The organism is Collinsella aerofaciens (assembly GCF_018785265.1).
In the GTDB taxonomy this organism is placed as follows: Bacteria; Actinomycetota; Coriobacteriia; order Coriobacteriales; family Coriobacteriaceae; genus Collinsella; species Collinsella aerofaciens_AI.
Genome location: NZ_WQPK01000047.1, coordinates 1 through 17417, shown reverse-complemented (window position 1 = coordinate 17417; position 17417 = coordinate 1). Strand labels below are relative to the sequence as shown.

Genomic DNA, 17417 nt, shown 5'->3' with positions numbered 1-17417 from the left:
TTTAGGCGAGGATGTCGGGAAACCAGGTTGGCTTGGGTTGGTTGGATGTGCGCTCGGCCAGGACCAGCTCCATCCAGCACATGTCGTACCAGCGGCCGAACTTTTGGGCGCAGCGATCGAAAGCGCCCACCAGGCGATATCCCATATGGGCATGGAAATCCTGGCTGTTGTGCGTCAGATACTCGTCGTCCTTGTCGTGCGGCACGGCGATGAGGGCGCACATGTTGGTGATGCCCATCGCGATCAGGCATTGCTTGAGCGCATCGTGCAGCTTGCGGCCCAGCCCGCCGTGGCGTACATCGCGCGCCAGGTAGATCGATGTCTCGACCGACCAGTCGTATGCCTCGCGGCTGTTAAGCGGACTCACGTAGGCATAGCCTACCGGACGCCCGTCCAGCTCCATCACCAAATACGGGTAGCGCTTGAGCGTACGCTCGATGCGCCCGGCGAACTCCTCAACGCTCGGCACCTCGTATTCGCAGGTAATCGCCGTCTGGCGCACATACGGCTCATAGATGGCAAGCAACGCCGGCGCATCATCGGGCGTCGCCAGGCGAATCGTCGGCTCGGACATCTCGGTCATACAACCCTTCTCCCCCAAAAGCAAAGGCCGCCCTGCGCCAAGCCCAGGCGCAGGGCGGCCCCTTGTCATTACATCAGGCTACAGGACAGCCGCCAACGCGTCGATATCCTCCTGCGTCGTGGCCCAGCTGGTGCAAAAACGCACCACCGTGTGGGTATCGTCGTACTTTTCCCAGTACTCGATCGCCGCATGCTCGCGAATGCGGGCCATGTCCTCGTTGGGCAGAATCACGAACTGCTGGTTGGTCGGCGTCTCCAAGAAGAACTGGTAACCGCGCTCGTGCAGCACACGACGCAGCGTCTGAGCGGTCTCAATCGCCTGGCGCCCAATCTCAAAATACAGGCCGTCGGTAAAGAGCGCCTCAAACTGCACACCCGTCAGGCGGCCCTTGGCCAGCAACGCGCCATGCTGCTTAATACGCGGAATGGGATGCGCCGGGGCGTGCATGCCGCAAAACACCACAGCCTCGCCGCACAGAGCGCCGCACTTGGTGCCGCCGATGTAGAACACGTCGCACAGCTGCGCCAGCTCGGGCAGGGTAATGTCGCACTCATCGGCCGCCAGCGCATAGGCCAGGCGGGCGCCATCCACAAACAGCGGAATCTCGCGCTTCTGGCACACTGCATGGATCGCCGCGAGCTCGGCCTTGGAGTACAGCGTGCCGTACTCGGTCGATAGACTCACGTACACGGCGCCCGGGAACACCGTGTGCTCGTAGCTCTCGTTTTCGTAGAACACCTGGATATAGTTCTCCAGATCCTCGGCGTGCATCTTGCCCTCGTAGCCGGGGATGGTGAGCACCTTGTGACCGCCAAACTCGATGGCGCCTGCCTCGTGACAGGCGACGTGGCCGGTCTCGGCAGCAACGACGCCCTCGTACGGCGCAAGCAACATGTCGATCACCGTCGCGTTGGCCTGCGTGCCGCCCACCAGAAAAAACACGTCGGCATCGGGGGCCTGACAGGCCTCGCGGATAAGTTGCTTGGCACGCTCGGTGTGCGCATCGGTACCGTAGCCGGGCTGCGGCTCCATATTGGTGTCGACGAGCGCCTGCAGCACTGCCGGATGTGCGCCGTGGGAATAATCGTTGTTAAACGCGAGCATGGCAATCCTCTCTTACCGGGTATCGGCCAGATGATTCAAACGGAGCTATTGTACGCCGTTGGGATAGGCAATGCGTGCGGCAAGGCACTCAAGTGCCAGTACCAGGGCAAAACCGCAGCTCACGTCACTCAAAAAATGCGCGCCGATCACGATGCGCCCAAAGGCGACGAACGCTGCAACAACAACCGCCGCCCAAAAGACCACGCGGCGACGCGAAGGTTTTTCCTTAAAGGCTGCCGCGGGAAGCCCGGCGAGCATAAGGCCGATCGCCGCATGCGCCGTGTGTCCGCTCGCAAACGACTTGAACCCGTCCTTTATCACGCCGGCGGCGATATAGGTCCACTTGTCGGGGTTGCCGATCACCCACCACGGCTGAAAATTGAGCCCCGGCGTGACCTCGATCACGCGCATGCGCGGGCGCGACCATAACGGCTTAACAATGACGTTGAGGATGATGGCCTGAGCGACCCACACGGCCAGCACCATCAACGCCCAGCGCGTAAGCTCGTCGGACTCGGTCGTGCGCGTGAGGCGGTAGGCGATGAAGTTGGCTGCGATGACCAACGCAAACGTCAGAACCAGCTGAAACGCAATAAGCTTGCCGCCGACGCGCAGCGATCCGATAATCTCGTAGCCGACCAGACCCACGTTGATCAAAACGCCCAGCGCAGCGAGCCACTTGCTCGCCTTGGAATCGGGGCGTGCCGAGCGCACGAGCATAACGCCCGCGATGCTCGCCGTCAGCTCGAACGGCAGCTCACCGGCCGCCTCGACAAAGCGACCGTACATGCTGCCGATGTTGAACAGCGCACTCGAGATTTGATAATCAAAGAAGCTGCCCACGCCCAGACAAAGGCACAGAACAACTGCGATAATGGCGACATCTTTCTTATAGATGTATCCGAACATGCTTTCCTTTCGGTCGGGCGAAGGACAGTCAACCTGCAATGTGGGTGAGACGAAGATGACTTTGTCCCGTAAATACCCTTACAGGTTGAGCATAAGTAAGCGAAAACGTTCCATTTGTGGCAAGGTGGCCCGAAGGAGGAGGGAAGCGTACTTGCGTACGCGACCGACGAGTGAGGGTCAGATTGCCCAAATGGGGCGTTTGCAGCGTCGACCCGCTAGTCATCATCGCTCGCACCCAGCTGCTGCAACAGCATGAGTGCCGCGGCCACGGGGCCGGTACCGTCGTTGGCGTCGAGACCGCGACCCAGGCCGCTGCCCGCGCCGGCGCCCGCCTTGTAGGGCACCGACAGTTTGCGGCTCTTGGGGAAGTTCACCGCGCCATAGCGGGTCTTTAGCTCAAAGGCCACCTTCTTGGGCACGTCGACGCCCAAAAACGTGATGCGACCGCCGCTGAGCGTGACGCTCTCGAGCCCCAGGCGCTCGCCGCGAATGCGGATTCGTGCGCGATTGAACAGGTTGAGTCCTGCCAACGGCAGCTCGCCATGCGCGGCCTCGGTCTCTTCCTGCACCTCATCGATGCTCTCCAGGTCCTCGGCCGCTGCGAGCTTGCGGTACACGAGCACGCGCTGGTCCACCGCCGGCAGGTACTCCTCGGACAAGAAGTAGTCGGCCGGCAGGTTGATGCCCACGCTCGCCGCCTCCACGCCGGCATCGTCGTCGCCGCGCGCCTCGGCCACAGCCTGTCCCAGCATCTGCGTAAACAGGTCAAAGCCCACACTCGACAGGTTGCCGTGCTGCTCGGCGCCCATAAGCGAACCGGCGCCGCGGATCTCCAGGTCGCGCATGGCAATGCGCATGCCGCTGCCCAGGTCCTGGAACTCGGAAAGCGCGGTCAGGCGCGCCGTTGCCTCCTCGGTGAGCGGCAGCTCGCCCGGGAACATAAAGTACGCATAGGCCTGCGTGGCAGAACGGCCCACGCGGCCCTTAAGCTGGTAGAGCTGTGCCAGACCCAGACGCTGCGAGTCCTCGATGATGAGCGTGTTGGCGGTCGCGTTATCGATGCCACTCTCCACGATGGTCGTGGCGATAAGCACGTCGATCTTCTTGGTCGCGAACTCGATCATCACGTCCTCGACCTCGCGCGGGCTCATCTTGCCGTGCGCCACGCCCACGCGCGCCTCGGGCGCGGCCTCGTGCACACGCGCCACGGCATCGTCGATGGTCTTGACGCGGTTGGACACGTAATACACCTGACCGCCACGGCCCACCTCCAGGCGAATCGCCGCACTCACCACGTCGGGGTCGTACTCCCCCACGTGCACGATCACGGGACGACGCCCGGTCGGCGGCGTGGTGATCAGGCTCATGTCGCGCACGCCGCTCGTGGCCATCTGCATGGTTCGCGGAATCGGCGTTGCCGAGAGCGTGAGCACGTCGATTTGCTCGCGCAGATTCTTGAGCTGCTCCTTGTGCTGCACGCCAAAGCGCTGCTCCTCGTCGATGATCACCATGCCCAGGTTCTTGGGGTTCACATCGGCAGAAAGCAAGCGGTGCGTGCCGATGAGCACATCAATCGTGCCCTCGGCAAACGCCTTAAGCGCGCGCTTTTGCTGCGCCGGCGTGCGGAAGCGGCTGAGCACCTCGACCTCGAGGCCAAACGGGGCAAAGCGCTCAAAGAATGTCTCGTAGTGCTGCTGGGCCAGAATGGTTGTGGGGCAGAGCACCATGACCTGACGGCCGGAGTCCACGCACTTAAACGCCGCACGCAGGGCGACCTCGGTCTTGCCGAAACCCACGTCGCCGCACAGCAGGCGGTCCATGGGCTTGGGCGCCTCCATGTCGGCCTTGATGTCGGCAATAGCCTCCAGCTGGTCACGCGTCTCGTCGTAGGGGAAGCTCTCCTCCATCTCGATCTGCTCGGGCGTGTCGGGCGGACAGGCGATACCGGTAATCGACGAGCGGCGCGTATACAGGTCGACCAGGTCAAACGCCAGCTTTTTGGCATTCTTGCGCGCTTTGTTGGTAGCCCGCGTCCAGTCGGCGGTGTTGAGCCTAGTCAAGCGCGGCTTATCGCCGTCGGGACCAACGTATCGCGTGATACGGTCGACCTGCTCGAGCGGCACGTAGAGCTTGTCGCCGTCGGCATATTCCAGCAAAAAGTAGTCGCGTTCCTTGCCGCCCACTTCCTGGCGCGCGATCTCGCTAAAGAGTGCGATGCCATGGGTGGCGTGCACCACGTAGTCGCCCGGCTTAAACGGGAAGGTGATCTGCGTAATGTCCACCTTGCGGCGGCTGCGCGCGCGGTTGGCGTCCATGCGGGCGTTGAGGTCGGCGATCGAGAACACGGCCAGGTTGGCATCGGGCACCACCACGCCCTGCGGCAGGGCGGCATCGACAAAGGTCACGCGCCCGCGCGAGATGGTGGGCACGGCGGCGCCGGCGGCAGCCTGCGCGGCGCCCGCCTCGAGCGAGCGGGCGTTGAGCGCGTCGGCCTTACGCTCGCGAATGGAAGCATGGGCCTCCTGGCGTGCGGCACGGTTGGCGGAATCCGCCGCTGCCACGCGCACGCGGTCGCCAATAGCGCCGGCGTTTTCGGGGGCCGCCGTCAGCGACTCCTCAAAGGTAATGCCCTCGTCACCAAAGGTGAGCTCCATCGACTCGCGCGCACCGCGGTCGGGAATGGCAAACACGCAGGCATAGCGCTTGCCCACGACCTCCTGGATGCGCGTCATAAAACGGTTGTCCGATCCTGCGATGGCAGGCTGCTCAATCTTCAGCTCGGCCGTCACCGCACCACCGGCACGGATGAGGCTCACATAGTTCAGGCGTTGCTGGGAACCAAAGTCGAGTTGCTGGGCACGCACGTACAGACCGTCCAGGCGGTCGACACCCGCCTCGCCGGCACGTGCCTCGATATCCTCGTAGGCGCGCAGACAGTCGTCGAACAGCGAGCGCGGCTCGGACAGCACCACGAGCGCCTTGCCGCCCACGTGCGCCAGCGGGCTTACGGTCTGGCCGTACATCACCGGCAAAAAGCGGTCGAGCTCGGGCGTGACAATGCGTGCATCCACCATCTCGAGCAGCACCGCCAACTTGCTGTCGTCCTGGCTGGCGCGGTAGAGCGCCACATGCATGTTGTGGACGGCCTCGTCGGTAAGCGCCAGCTCACGGCACGGGAAGATCTCGATGCTGTCCTCGTTGCCGATGGTCTGGCCCGTTGAACTCACCATGCGGCGGATGCGATCGATCTCGTCGCCGAAGAACTCAATGCGCACGGGCGCCTTTTCCTGCGCGGGAAACACCTCGACGGTGTCGCCGTGCACACGGAACAGGCCGGGCGCGTCGGCGGCGCCGGCATTGGTGTAGCCCATGCCCACCAGACGCTGCGGCACCTCGTCAAAAGGAATCTCCTCGCCCACCGCGAAGGTCGTGGACTCCCAGTAGTGGCTCTCGACTGGTGGCACGCAACGCAGCAGCGCGCGAGCCGAGGCGACCATGATGCAGTTGTCGCCGCGCACGATGCGCCCGAGCGCCTCGCAGCGCTGGGCTACCACGGCGTCGTCGGGCGCCTGCTCGCGCCAAGGGTAGTCCTTGCGCTCGGGAAAGCGGCACACGTGCGCCAGGCCCACATAGGCAGCCAGACTACGTGCGGCGCGATCGGCCGCATCCTCGCCACTCACGATGTAGACCGTGGGGCGCGGACGACGCGCAAACTGGGCGGCGGCCATAAGCGTTCGGCCCGACTGAGACACGGCCAGCGTCACGTCCTCGCCAGAATCGAGCCCGGCCTCGACGGTCTGCAGTGCCTCGGCAGTATAGAGCTGCGCGGCTATACGGTGAATGAGCATGCTGTTCCTCCGGCATTGCAACGCCAAAAGCCCGCCGAGGCAAGCTCGGCGGGTATGCGGCGGATTTCGTTGCCTGTCATGGTAACGCATGAGGTGGGCACGCCAGCGCGCGCCGAACAGCCACCCCAAAACGCGCATGCCCGAACGCCCTCGGCACAAAACAGCCTGATCGGACAGCACCAATTACCAGCTTCTACCTGCATTACTTTGCAATTATGGCAATTTCTACTTTACAGTTGTGGTAACTTCTAGTTAGTAATTATGGTTTTTTGCCTTGCCGATGTGGCAAATCCCAAAGACCTGCCACGAAACCCGGCAGATACCGACAAACTCGGTACGAGACTTTCAAACCAAAAGCATGCCTACGAGCATGAGATGCTAGACACGAAGGGCGTTAAAAATGATTGAGCGAACCATGGCCCAGAAGCTACGCGACATGTCAGAATGGTTTCCCGTCGTCTCGCTTACGGGGCCACGCCAAAGCGGCAAGTCAACTCTCATCAAGGCCGTTTTTCCTGAATATGAATATCTCAACCTCGAAAACCCGGAAGTCCGTCGCGCCGCACTCGATGACCCCGTCGGCTTTATCAGCAGGCGCCCCGATCATCTGATCATCGACGAGGCCCAATATGCACCGGAGCTGTTCAGCATGATTCAGGTCGCCTCCGACGAACGCGGAAGGACCGGCCAGTATGTATTGTCCGGCTCGCAAAACTTTTTGCTCATGCACAACATCCAGCAATCGCTTGCCGGGCGCGTCGGCATGCTCAAACTCCTGCCTCTCTCCTACCAGGAGCTCAGCGACACGCAAATCTCGCTTGACACCTACCTGATTCGCGGGGGATACCCGCGCATATACGATGCGGGCATCCCCACCGATATGTTCTACCAAAATTACCTTATGACCTATGTGGAACGCGACGCGGGCGGCCTTCTCGACGTGCGCAACCTGAGCTCCTTTAGAAAAATGATCGGGCTGTGCGCGGCTTGCGTGGGAGGGCTGCTCAACCTATCAAGACTCGCCGCTGATGTGGGAGTCGCCACGGCGACGATCAGCTCGTGGCTTTCGATCCTGCAATCAAGCTATTTGGTGTTCCTGCTTCAACCATATGCTGGAAACATGCGCAAGCGGCTTACCAAAGCGCCAAAATTGTACTTCTACGACACGGGACTACTTTGCCATCTGCTTGGCATTCACGACGAGCGCAGTCTCATGAACCACCCCCTAAGCGGGGAAATATTCGAAAACCTCGTTGTCTCGGAACGCCAGAAGGCATACCTCAACAGAGGCCTCGAGCCCACGCTTGCCTTTTATCGCGACGACAGCAAACGAGAGATCGACCTTATCGATCTAACAGAGCCGGCTCGCCCACAGGCGTTCGAAATCAAATCGGGCGCTACCTACCGCGACACATTCGCTCGACACCTACGCTCTGTTGGTTCCGAACTTGGCATTCCCGCAAAGGACCGAGCCGTCGTATATCACGGCTCCGAGCGCTACGATACCGAGGGGGCATCGGTCGTGCCGGTAGAAGAGTTCTTGCTTCGGGAGTCGTAGCGAGCGCCGTGGTCACCGGCCGCGTCCCGATTTGTACCGCCCGGAGATACGCAAGAGTGGCGGCCTGCCCTTGTAACCTAGCTCACCCGTACGCTGGGGCACAAATCCGCCAGCGGGCACTCGTCGCACTTAGGTTTGCGGGCGTCGCAGATCTCGCGGCCAAAGGTAATCCACTGGTGGTTGACCGATTCCCAATACTCGTGCGGCAAAATCTTGAGCAGGTCTTGCTCGGTCTTGAGCGGCTCCTTGGCATGCGTCTTGGGACTCAGCATCAGGCGGTGCGCAATGCGGTTGACGTGTGTATCGACCGCGATGCCCTCGACAATGCCAAATCCCACGTTGAGCACGATGTTCGCCGTCTTGCGACCCACACCCGGCAGTTTGACGAGCTCCTTCATGTCGGCCGGCACCTCGCCACCATAATCGGCAACGATCATCTGCGCGGCCTCCACAGCGTGCTTGGCCTTACTCTTATAAAAGCCGAGTGACTTAATGGTGTCGGCCACATCGGCCACGCTCGCCCCCGCCATGGCCTCGGGCGTGGGCCACTGGGCAAACAGCTTCGGCGTCACCTTGTTGACCTGCGCGTCGGTCGTCTGCGCCGAGAGCAGCACCGCGATGAGCAGCCTAAAGGGATTCTCGTGGTCCAAAAAGCACTCGACCGGGCCATAGCGACGGTTGAGGCGCTCGCACACCTCAACGGCGCGCTCGCGTTTGGCGGCATTGGTCTCGCGTGGCATAACGACTCCTCGGCTCAGCGGCATAACAAACTTATGGGCACGATTGTCCCACGTATGGGGGCCTTAAGCCTCCAAAAATGCGCCGGTCTGGCGGCTCCACAGGCTTGCGTATTCGCCGCCTGCCTCGACGAGCTGTGCATGCGTGCCGTCCTCGACAATCTCGCCGTCGGCCAACACCACGATGCGGTCGAGCGCCGCCACGGTGGACAGGCGATGTGCCACCACAATGGAGGTGCGGCCGCGCATCAGGTTCTCGAGCGCCTCCTGCACCAGCGCCTCGGACTCGCTATCCAAAGCAGACGTCGCCTCGTCGAGCACCAGAATCGGCGCATCGGTCAGGATAGCGCGGGCGATGGCCACGCGCTGGCGTTGGCCGCCCGAAAGCTTAACGCCGCGCTCGCCCACCATGGTGTCAAAGCCATGGGGCAGGCGGTCGATAAACTCCAGGGCATTAGCCAGGCGCGCAGCCTCGCGAATCTGTTCGTCGGTGGCGTCGGGGCGGCCGTAGGCGATATTCTCGCGAATGGAGCGGTGGAACAGCAGCGCCTCCTGCGGCACGTAGGCAACCTGGCGGCGCAGGCTCTGCTGCGTGCAGCGCGAGACGTCCTGGCCGTCAACGAGCACGCGACCACCCTGAACATCGTCCAAGCGCAGCAACAGCTTGGTGAGCGTCGTCTTGCCCGAGCCCGATTTGCCCACCAGGCCCACGCGCTGGCCCGCCGTCACATGGAGCGTCAGGTCGTCGAACACGCTCTCGCCCGCCGCGGCGTCACGGTATGCAAAGCTCAAGTGCTCAAAATCAATCGCACCATCGCCTACCTTGAGCTCGGGGGCGTTCTCGTCGTCTGCCACCAGACGCGGCTCGTCCAGCACGCGCGTCATCTCGGCCGCATCGCCCAGCGCGCGGTTAATGCGTTGCATCATGGAGCTCACGTAGTTCAAACGCATAGTGAGGTTGTACGTATAGGTAAAGATCATGACGAGCGCGCCGGCCGAAATGCCAAACCACGCGTTGCCGCCCGCGACGAACACACTCACCACGGCCATGGTGATGACGATAAGGCCCGAGGTCGTAAAGTTGCGCTGCATCATGGCGTGCATCGATACCGTTTCGGCATCGCGCGCGGCACGGTCGGCGGTATCGAATAGGTCGCGCTCAAAGTCCTCGCGCCCGCAGGTCTTGACGGCCAGGATGTTCGTGACCGCATCGGACAGCACGCCCGACAGCTTGTTCTGTGCGGCGGACGTCGCGGCCGAAAGCGGCATGATGCGCTTGTACATAAGCCAGACAAACGCAATGTAGACGACCATGATACCCACCAGGATTACGGTAAACGTCGGCACCACCGGGGCGAGCGCCGCCACCGTGCAGACAACCGAGGTGATGGTGGGAATGAGCGAATACACCGTCACGTCCACCAGACCCGTGTAGCCGCTCATAAAACGGCTCGTCTGGCTCACAAGCGATCCGCCAAATCGACTGGTGTGGAATGTCATGGATTGATTGGAGAGCGTGTCAAAGCACAAGCGCGCCAGGTGATAGTTGCCCGCAATCTCGAGCTTGTAGACGGTGTAGTCCTGCAGCTTGGAGAGGATCTGGCCTACCAGATTAACGAGCACGAGCGCCAGAATGTAGGGGCCAAAGACCTCAAGCACCTGGTCGCCCGCCACGGGGCCGGTCTGGACGCGGTCGACGATAAGCGCCATCACGTAGGTGTTGGCAAACGTGAGCAAAAAGATATAGCCCGCCGACGAAAATACCGAGAGAAAGACGATCAGCGGCTGCGTGCGCGTGACATCCCAAAAACGCTGCAGCGTGCGGCGCACGGTGGAGCGTTTGAGCGGACTGGTGCTTCTCTGAGACATGGGCTTCCTTTCGCGTCTGGCAGGGCGAAACGCCATTGTTGCACACCGAAGTGCGCTTCAGGCACGTGCGACGCGAAAAGCGCTCGCGCTCCGCGCTTGCGCAGACGCCCCGCCGTCAGGTGCAGCTAGTCCTTGTCTTCTTGGTCTGCGAGCAGGCCCGCGGACTCCAAGCCCAAAATCTCGTCGGCCTCCCGCGCGTCTTCCAGCGCGTCGATGTCCTTGAGCTTGCGCTCCATGACGTTAGTGCGCGTGGTGATAATGCCCTCGACCGTCTTGCCCGCGGTCTCGATCTGCTGCTGCGCGCGACGCAGTGCCGCCTGATAGCGCGGCAGCTCGGCCTTGACGGCGGAAAGCACGCGCAGCACGTCGTCGGTGCGTTTTTGCAGCCTAAACGTCTGATAGCTCATCTGCAGGCTGTTGAGGATGGCGGCCATGGTGCTGGGGCCGGCAACGTTGACGTGATAGTCGCGGCCCAGGGTCTCGATAAGCCCGGGGCGGCTGACGACCTCGGCGTACAGGCCCTCAAACGGCACAAACAGAATGCCGAAGTTGGTAGTCGCGGGCACGCTCAGGTACTTCTCGCAAATGTCCTTTGCCTCGCGCTTCACCATCATATCGAGCGTCTTCCGCGCTGCGGCGACGGCCTCCGCGTCGCCCGACTCCTGGGCGTCGAGCAGATGCTCGTACGCATCGCCCGGGAATTTGGAGTCGATCGGCAGCAGCACGGGGTCGCCCTCGTCTACCGGCAGCTTGACGGCAAACTCAACGCGCTCCGAGGCGCCAGGCTTGGTGGCAACGTTTTCCAGATACTGGTCGGGCGTAAGGATGTCCGCCAGGATTGCGCCCAGCTGCACCTCGCCCAAAATGCCGCGCGCCTTGACGTTGCCCAGCACGCGCTTAAGGTCGCCCACACCGGTGGCGATGGATTGCATATCGCCCAAGCCCTTGTACACGGCCTCGAGCTGGTCACTCACTTGCTTAAACGATGCAGACAGACGGTCGTTGAGCGTACGGGAAAGCTTTTCGTCCACCGTCGCGCGCATCTGATCGAGCTGCACGTTGTTGTCCTTGCGGATGGCGCCCAGCTGGGCATCGACCGTCTCGCGCACCTTGTCCAGACGGTGCTCGATGCCCTCGCGGTTGGCGCCAAGCTGTTGGGCCGTCTCGCGGCGCAGGTCATCCATACGGTCGCCAGCCTGCGAGAACTCACGCGCGATGGTCAGATAGCGCTGCTGCTCCACGGCGGCGTCGGTCGTCTGCTGCTGCGCGATGGCGTTTGCCGTGCGGCGGGTTTCTGCCAGCGCGACGTTCAGGGTGTCGAGCGCGTTGTTGGCCTGCTCGAGCGCCGCCAGCGTCTCCGCACCGCTATCGCCGCGCTCCCGCAGCTCGGCGCGAAGGCTCTTAAGCTGCAGGGCACAAGCCACGGCAACCCCCACCGCCACCAAGGCAATCACAACAAGCGCAATATCAATAGCAGACATAGATTCCGCCCAACAAACCCAATCGATTATCAATCAAAACTGCGATCAATCTTACCCCGCCACACGCACCGGGCGCCCGGCCCCTTCTTGGGTGCCCCTCTCCTCCGCATATTCCATAATGCGGCGCGCCGTCTCCCTGCTCACCTTTGAGTCATCGCCGGCTAAGTATGCGTACACGTTTCCCTTATTCAGATTCAAATCGCGGCAGAGACCGTAGCGCGTTACGCCCGATTCCTCTAGCGCTCCCAATGTTCTTTTTCGCATCAGGGCGTTGATCCTTCTGTCCGCCACTGGCTTTTCCTTCACCGCTCTATACGCACGCCAAACGTTGGCATAACGGTTGGGGAGCTCACTTTTGGCACATAGAGACGCCATACCACCCGCTTGATCGTACAAGGACAAAACGCCTCGGTAATCCTCTTCCATCCACGAACCCTCGGATAAACCCAGAACGTATTCGACTTTTCCTTGCGCCAAAGCGAGCAAAAACAGAGGCTCCGCCACGCGCGGCGCAACCGTCGTCGCCTGCTCAACCAGTTTTCTAAAACTCAGCGACTGCTGTCCGGATAGCTCTCGGCAATAGCCTTTTAAGAATCCCTCAAAGGTCAGATTCAACCGAGCACCTCCTTTTTGTATTGCCTGTATGCACAGACCATCTCTTGATAACTCCGCTCCGAAGGCGACGACGCCAGATCCTCCAAGGATGTCGTTAAGTACCTTAACATGGCATTTTCTATTATTATTCATCATCGATAATACTATTCAGTCGCATGACAGGATTCCCAGGATGCGAGGATTCTACTCATGGCGATAATCCCTACACCCCAGAAGTCCTAACGTGACAAACGCTAACTCTCCCAGCCGGCGCGAATGGTTGCTACGACATCGCCTAGGCGCTGGCCGAGAGCCGCTAGATGTTGGAGCACCTCGTTGGGCGATGCGCCGTTGAGGATGCACGTGAGGGCATACGATGCCAGAAAGATGGCCACAAGCCCTAACGGGATGAGCACGATCATCGCCAATGTGCGCAAGCGCTGGCCCACACGGCGACGACGCGCACGACGCTTGTCGAACGCGAGCTCCTGCGCATATGAATCTTGCTGTACGGAATAGGCCTCTGGTGCCGATTCGCACCCGGGCACAGCTGCAGGTACAGCAGCGGGCACGACATTTTGCGCAAAGGGCTGGGCTGCCGCCCCTTGCATTTGCATCTCCATGAGTCGTTGCTGCTGACGCAGCATGCGCTCAGCTTGTTGCTGCGGAGTCTCAAGAAACAGATCCATGCTGGCCTCCAAAATCGGAGCATTCGACGCTTACGACCAGCATCCCGCACCGCCATGACCGCGACAACGCAATCGCCGGCAATAGCCACAAAGTTTCTTTTGCTCAAAAGCTGTCGAAAAGCTCAACAACTCCCCTACCAGCACTTTCTCTGAGCTTTTTTCGTCAGCAATCTTTTGGCCTTCCACCCTTACGCCAACTGACCAAAATCTAACCAAAAGCTTGACGGAAATTGTGAAGACAGGGACCCCATACAAAAACGTGCCGCCCCAAAAGGGGCGGCACGCTAACTTCTTATCAGTTTTTCAGTAGCAAGCACGCGACGACCCGAAGCCGGAGCACAGGGTAGGGAAACACCTTTACCTCGCGCGACCTGCGCAGCCGTGAGCGAGAGGGAAAGGTGTTTCCCCGCCCCGTGCTCCGCAGTCGGTGGAGGCAGCTTTAGATGCCCGCGAGACCTCGGGTGGCGGTGGCGCACATAAACGCCAAGGCTAGAATCACGAGCGAGCCCGCGATGTCTGCCAGCACGCCCATTGCACGGCGTTCAAACAACCAGCTCTCAAAGTGCGGGGCGACGTTGCGCCAAACACGCCACAGCAAGATGCCCATACCGATGACGCCCGGGATATTGAGCAGTAGGATCTCGGAGCACAAAAGACCGATCAGGTTACCGGCGGCAAAGCCCGCATCACCCTCGCAGTATTTGCGGTAGACCATATACAGCATGTACGCCACAAACGGCTGCAAGCACGCAGAAATAAACGAGACCACCATCGAGGGGTCCTGCGAAAAGACCTCGGTGAGTTTATCGACACTCGTGGCGTCCTTCGAAGCCAAGAATAAACCGATAACCACAAGGGGCACCACGCCCAAAATTACCTCGACCAGAGTAAACAACTTGGCAGTCAAATCCTCACTAGCCGAATTCAAATGAGGCGCCCACTCAGGATGAGCATGCGCGCCGACTTTCTTGTCCTTCTCGGCACGATCGGCCTTTTTACCCTCGGCAACCCGACGACCAGGATCCTTGCGAGTTCCCGCCGCAGCAACCCGAGCCCGAGACTTCTTACCCATACAAAAACACCCCATCAGGTAGTAGATAAACTAAAAGTCGCCACCCAGTGTACCCCACCCATGAACGGTGCCGTCCCAACCAGTCCCCATACAAAAACGTGCCGCCCCGATAGGGGCGGCACACAAACTTAGTTATCAGCTTTTCTGTAGCGAGCACGCAACGAACCAAAGCGGGCCGGGAGGGCCGGACTACCTTCCCTCAACGCGACCCTGCGAAGCCGTGAGCGAGGAGGGAAGGTAGTCCGGCCCTCCCGGCCCAGCTCACGCCAGCGCCAAGCGCTAGTAGTTCACCACCTGCTCCTCAAAGTACGCCTTCGGGTGGTTACACACCGGGCACACCTCGGGCGCCTCGGCACCAACATGCAGGTGCCCGCAGTTCAGGCACTTCCATACCTTCACGCCCTCGCGCTCAAACACCTCGCCCGACTCAATGCGCTCGACAAGCTTGTTGTAGCGCTCCTCGTGAGCCTTCTCCACGGCGCCGACGCCACGGAACTTTGCGGCGATCTCGGTAAAGCCCTCCTCCTCGGCGGTCTTGGCGAACTCGTCGTACATCGTGGTCCACTCGTAGTTCTCGCCTGCAGCGGCATCACGCAAGTTATCCAGGGTGTCGGGAACGGCGCCGTCGTGCAGATACTTAAACCACAGCTTGGCGTGCTCGGACTCGTTGCCCGCCGTCTCGGCAAAGATATTCGAGATCTGAACGTAGCCATCCTTCTTGGCCTTAGATGCGTAGTAGCGATACTTGGTATGCGCCTGGGACTCACCGGCAAAAGCGGTCTCGAGGTTCTTCTTGGTTTGAGAGTTCTCAAAATCCATAGGTGTACTTCCCTTCAACATGCCGCCCGTAGGCTTCGAGCGGCCTTGTCTTTAGGATGCCCTCAAGCCGAGAATTTAAACCTTACAATCCTCTTCTTCAGATTCGGGTTGGCTACACGCTTAGCCAGCGGTCACCCTCCACACGGCAAAAGCCCTCACGCTCCAAGTCGGCCAAAATGCCTGCGACAAGATCGTGATCGACCGGCTCGCGGCCTGCTGCCGCCTCCATTTCGTTGACACCCGCCACGGCCTCGGCGAGCGTGATGCCCGCCGGCCGCCCATCGCGCGCAGCCAGCAGCATGCGCACAATATGGGCGCGCTTTTGACGGCGCGAGCCCTCAAACTTGGACTGACGGCTATAGCTCGCCGAGCGCCTGGACGGATTGGGCAGCGTCTTCTTAAGATACGCGCCATAATCCAGCAGCGCGTAATACCATGCGCGCGGCGTGTCGGCATCATCGAGCGGCACGGCAAAGGGAGCGATCTCATCCGCCGTCGCACCAGGAGCCGCCGGACAGGCGGCCTGAATCAGCGGCACCAGCTCGCGATCGGGAACGGCCGGCACATCGGGAAAGAAATGATGCAGAAAGACCGTGCGCACGTTGGTCTCCAGATACACACCCGGCAGATCGAACGCAAACGACCGGATGCCTTGCGCCGTCGCCGGGCCAATACCGGGCAGGGCGACCAGGTCGCGCGTCTCACGTGGAAACTCCCCACCCCAGTCTTCCATAACGCACTGAGCGGCTCTGTGAAGCGCCAGGGCACGTCGGTTGTAGCCCATCCCCTGCCAAGCATCCAAAACGTCGGAAGGAGCGGCCTGAGCGAGCGCCTGTACGGTCGGAAAGCGGTCGAGCCACGCGGGCATACGCGTCTCCACACGCGGCACCTGCGTTTGCTGCAGCATAACCTCGGAAAGCCAAATAATGTACGGGTCGCGCGTGCGGCGCCACGGAAGGTCGCGATAACGCAGGACCCCTTCCGAACGAATCATCGAACGAAAGGGGTCCTGAATCATAGCTATGCTCCTTATGCGGCGCTATTCCTCCCGGCAAGCGCACGCACAGGTGGCGTACTCGGGAAACGCATCGCGGTCGGCGAACTTGGAATCGACGGCCGGGAACTGGCGGTGAGCGACGATATCGCCCAGCGAAACGGAATCGAGGTAGTCGCGCATCAGCGCTTGAGCTCCGGCCCACAGGGGATGATAGCAGCACGTGCCCATGCGCGCACAGTCGCCATCGGGCGCGGTGCAATCGTTCATGACCATGGGGCCCTGAACGGCCTCAACGACCTGGCGGATGGTGACATCGTCGGGGCTGACCTTAAGACGCATGCCGCCATGGACGCCACGCAGGCTCTCCACAATACCGGCCTGAACCAAACCATGCTGAATCGAACGGGCAAACGAATACGGGACATTGACCTCTTCGGCGGCGGTGCGAACAGAAAGCAAACGCTCCGGATCCTCGGCAAGCATCGCCAGCATGCGAAGGGCGTAATCAGTCTTCCTCGATATGTCCATTTTTCCCCTTTCAAGGAATAGGAACAGCCCGAACGAGCTCCGGGGCCGAGCTTACGTCGAGACACCAATGACCGTATGGACGCCCAAATAGCAAAACGGGTGCCCACTGAATGCCGTGTTTGAAGCCTCTTGCATCAAAAACGGCCCATAGTGCAATTTAGTATAACCTAACCCCCTGCTTCGTTGAACTGGTGTTGTGCAACAAACGCCTTGTTTAAACACATGTCTCAAACGGAGCTTGTCCGGGAATTGGAAGGATTTGGTTTTGGGCGAAAGGGGCCGATGGGATCAAGGTCCTATCAAACGCAAAAAGCCACGTCCGAAGACGTGGCTTTAATTGCGTTGGCGGGAAGTACGGGGCTCGAACCCGCGACCTCCGACGTGACAGGCCGGCGCTCTAACCAAACTGAGCTAACTCCCCAGGCAGTCGTTCGCGTTTGTTTCCGCTCGCGTGCGCTGCGGGGATTAGTATACACAGAAGTCTGTCCGCCGCGCAACAACTTTTTTGAAAATATTTTTTGGGGCCTCCGGGGCCGGCTGGCGCGGGCTAAGTTTGCTGCTCTACAGTCCTGCGCAAGACGGAAAGCACATTAAGTGCTTTCCTTTGCGTGCGGAACTCGCGACAAACT

General features: G+C 60.8%; 14 protein-coding genes and 1 tRNA gene. 1 reads left to right on the top strand and 14 read right to left on the bottom strand.

Annotated elements, in window-relative coordinates; genetic code table 11:
- Window position 1 precedes the first annotated feature (1 nt).
- From GPK42_RS08960 to mfd, 4 genes are all read right to left on the bottom strand, one after another.
- Entirely contained in the window at window positions 2-583 is a 582-nt protein-coding gene (locus tag GPK42_RS08960) for a GNAT family N-acetyltransferase (RefSeq protein WP_215694845.1), read from the bottom strand.
- 78 nt (window positions 584-661) lie between these two features.
- A complete protein-coding gene (locus tag GPK42_RS08955; protein ID WP_215694844.1) occupies window positions 662-1687 on the bottom strand; it encodes a threonine aldolase family protein in 1026 nt (341 codons plus the stop codon).
- 45 nt (window positions 1688-1732) lie between these two features.
- On the bottom strand, window positions 1733-2596 hold the full coding sequence (locus tag GPK42_RS08950) for a phosphatase PAP2 family protein (RefSeq protein WP_215694843.1): 864 nt from the start codon (window positions 2594-2596) through the stop codon (window positions 1733-1735).
- 215 nt (window positions 2597-2811) lie between these two features.
- Complete coding sequence (mfd, locus tag GPK42_RS08945) at window positions 2812-6444, bottom strand: transcription-repair coupling factor (protein ID WP_215694842.1); 3633 nt, start codon at window positions 6442-6444, stop codon at window positions 2812-2814.
- Window positions 6445-6844: 400 nt separating this feature from the next.
- Here mfd and GPK42_RS08940 point away from each other — a divergent pair, with 400 nt between their 5' ends.
- Window positions 6845-8002, top strand: a complete 1158-nt coding sequence (locus GPK42_RS08940; protein ID WP_161115162.1) for an ATP-binding protein — start codon at window positions 6845-6847, stop codon at window positions 8000-8002.
- 77 nt (window positions 8003-8079) lie between these two features.
- Here the strand turns inward: GPK42_RS08940 and nth are convergent, their stop codons facing one another.
- The 10 genes from nth to GPK42_RS08890 all read right to left on the bottom strand — a co-directional run bounded on the left by nth (window position 8080) and on the right by GPK42_RS08890 (window position 17209).
- Entirely contained in the window at window positions 8080-8742 is a 663-nt protein-coding gene (nth, locus tag GPK42_RS08935; protein WP_215694841.1) for an endonuclease III, read from the bottom strand.
- Window positions 8743-8805: 63 nt separating this feature from the next.
- The gene (locus GPK42_RS08930; protein WP_215694840.1) at window positions 8806-10608 is read right to left on the bottom strand and encodes an ABC transporter ATP-binding protein; all 1803 of its coding nucleotides are present in this window, start codon (window positions 10606-10608) and stop codon (window positions 8806-8808) included.
- A 125-nt stretch (window positions 10609-10733) separates the two neighbouring features.
- Window positions 10734-12089 (bottom strand): DNA recombination protein RmuC, encoded by a 1356-nt coding sequence (locus tag GPK42_RS08925; RefSeq protein WP_215694839.1) that lies wholly within the window; start codon window positions 12087-12089, stop codon window positions 10734-10736.
- Between the two features lie 51 nt (window positions 12090-12140).
- Window positions 12141-12704 carry a hypothetical protein gene (locus GPK42_RS08920; protein WP_215694838.1) on the bottom strand — a complete coding sequence of 188 codons (564 nt, stop codon included), beginning with the start codon at window positions 12702-12704 and terminating at the stop codon, window positions 12141-12143.
- A 233-nt stretch (window positions 12705-12937) separates the two neighbouring features.
- Window positions 12938-13372, bottom strand: coding sequence for a hypothetical protein (locus GPK42_RS08915; protein ID WP_215694837.1), 435 nt, complete (start codon window positions 13370-13372; stop codon window positions 12938-12940).
- A 439-nt stretch (window positions 13373-13811) separates the two neighbouring features.
- A complete protein-coding gene (locus GPK42_RS08910; protein ID WP_196026328.1) occupies window positions 13812-14444 on the bottom strand; it encodes a hypothetical protein in 633 nt (210 codons plus the stop codon).
- Between the two features lie 279 nt (window positions 14445-14723).
- Window positions 14724-15263, bottom strand: coding sequence for a rubrerythrin (gene rbr, locus GPK42_RS08905; RefSeq protein WP_215694836.1), 540 nt, complete (start codon window positions 15261-15263; stop codon window positions 14724-14726).
- Between the two features lie 112 nt (window positions 15264-15375).
- Entirely contained in the window at window positions 15376-16281 is a 906-nt protein-coding gene (locus GPK42_RS08900) for an HhH-GPD family protein (protein WP_215694835.1), read from the bottom strand.
- A 21-nt stretch (window positions 16282-16302) separates the two neighbouring features.
- Entirely contained in the window at window positions 16303-16788 is a 486-nt protein-coding gene (locus GPK42_RS08895; RefSeq protein ID WP_099432564.1) for an RrF2 family transcriptional regulator, read from the bottom strand.
- Window positions 16789-17131: 343 nt separating this feature from the next.
- Window positions 17132-17209 (bottom strand) — tRNA-Asp (locus GPK42_RS08890).
- Between the last annotated feature and the right edge of the window lie 208 nt (window positions 17210-17417).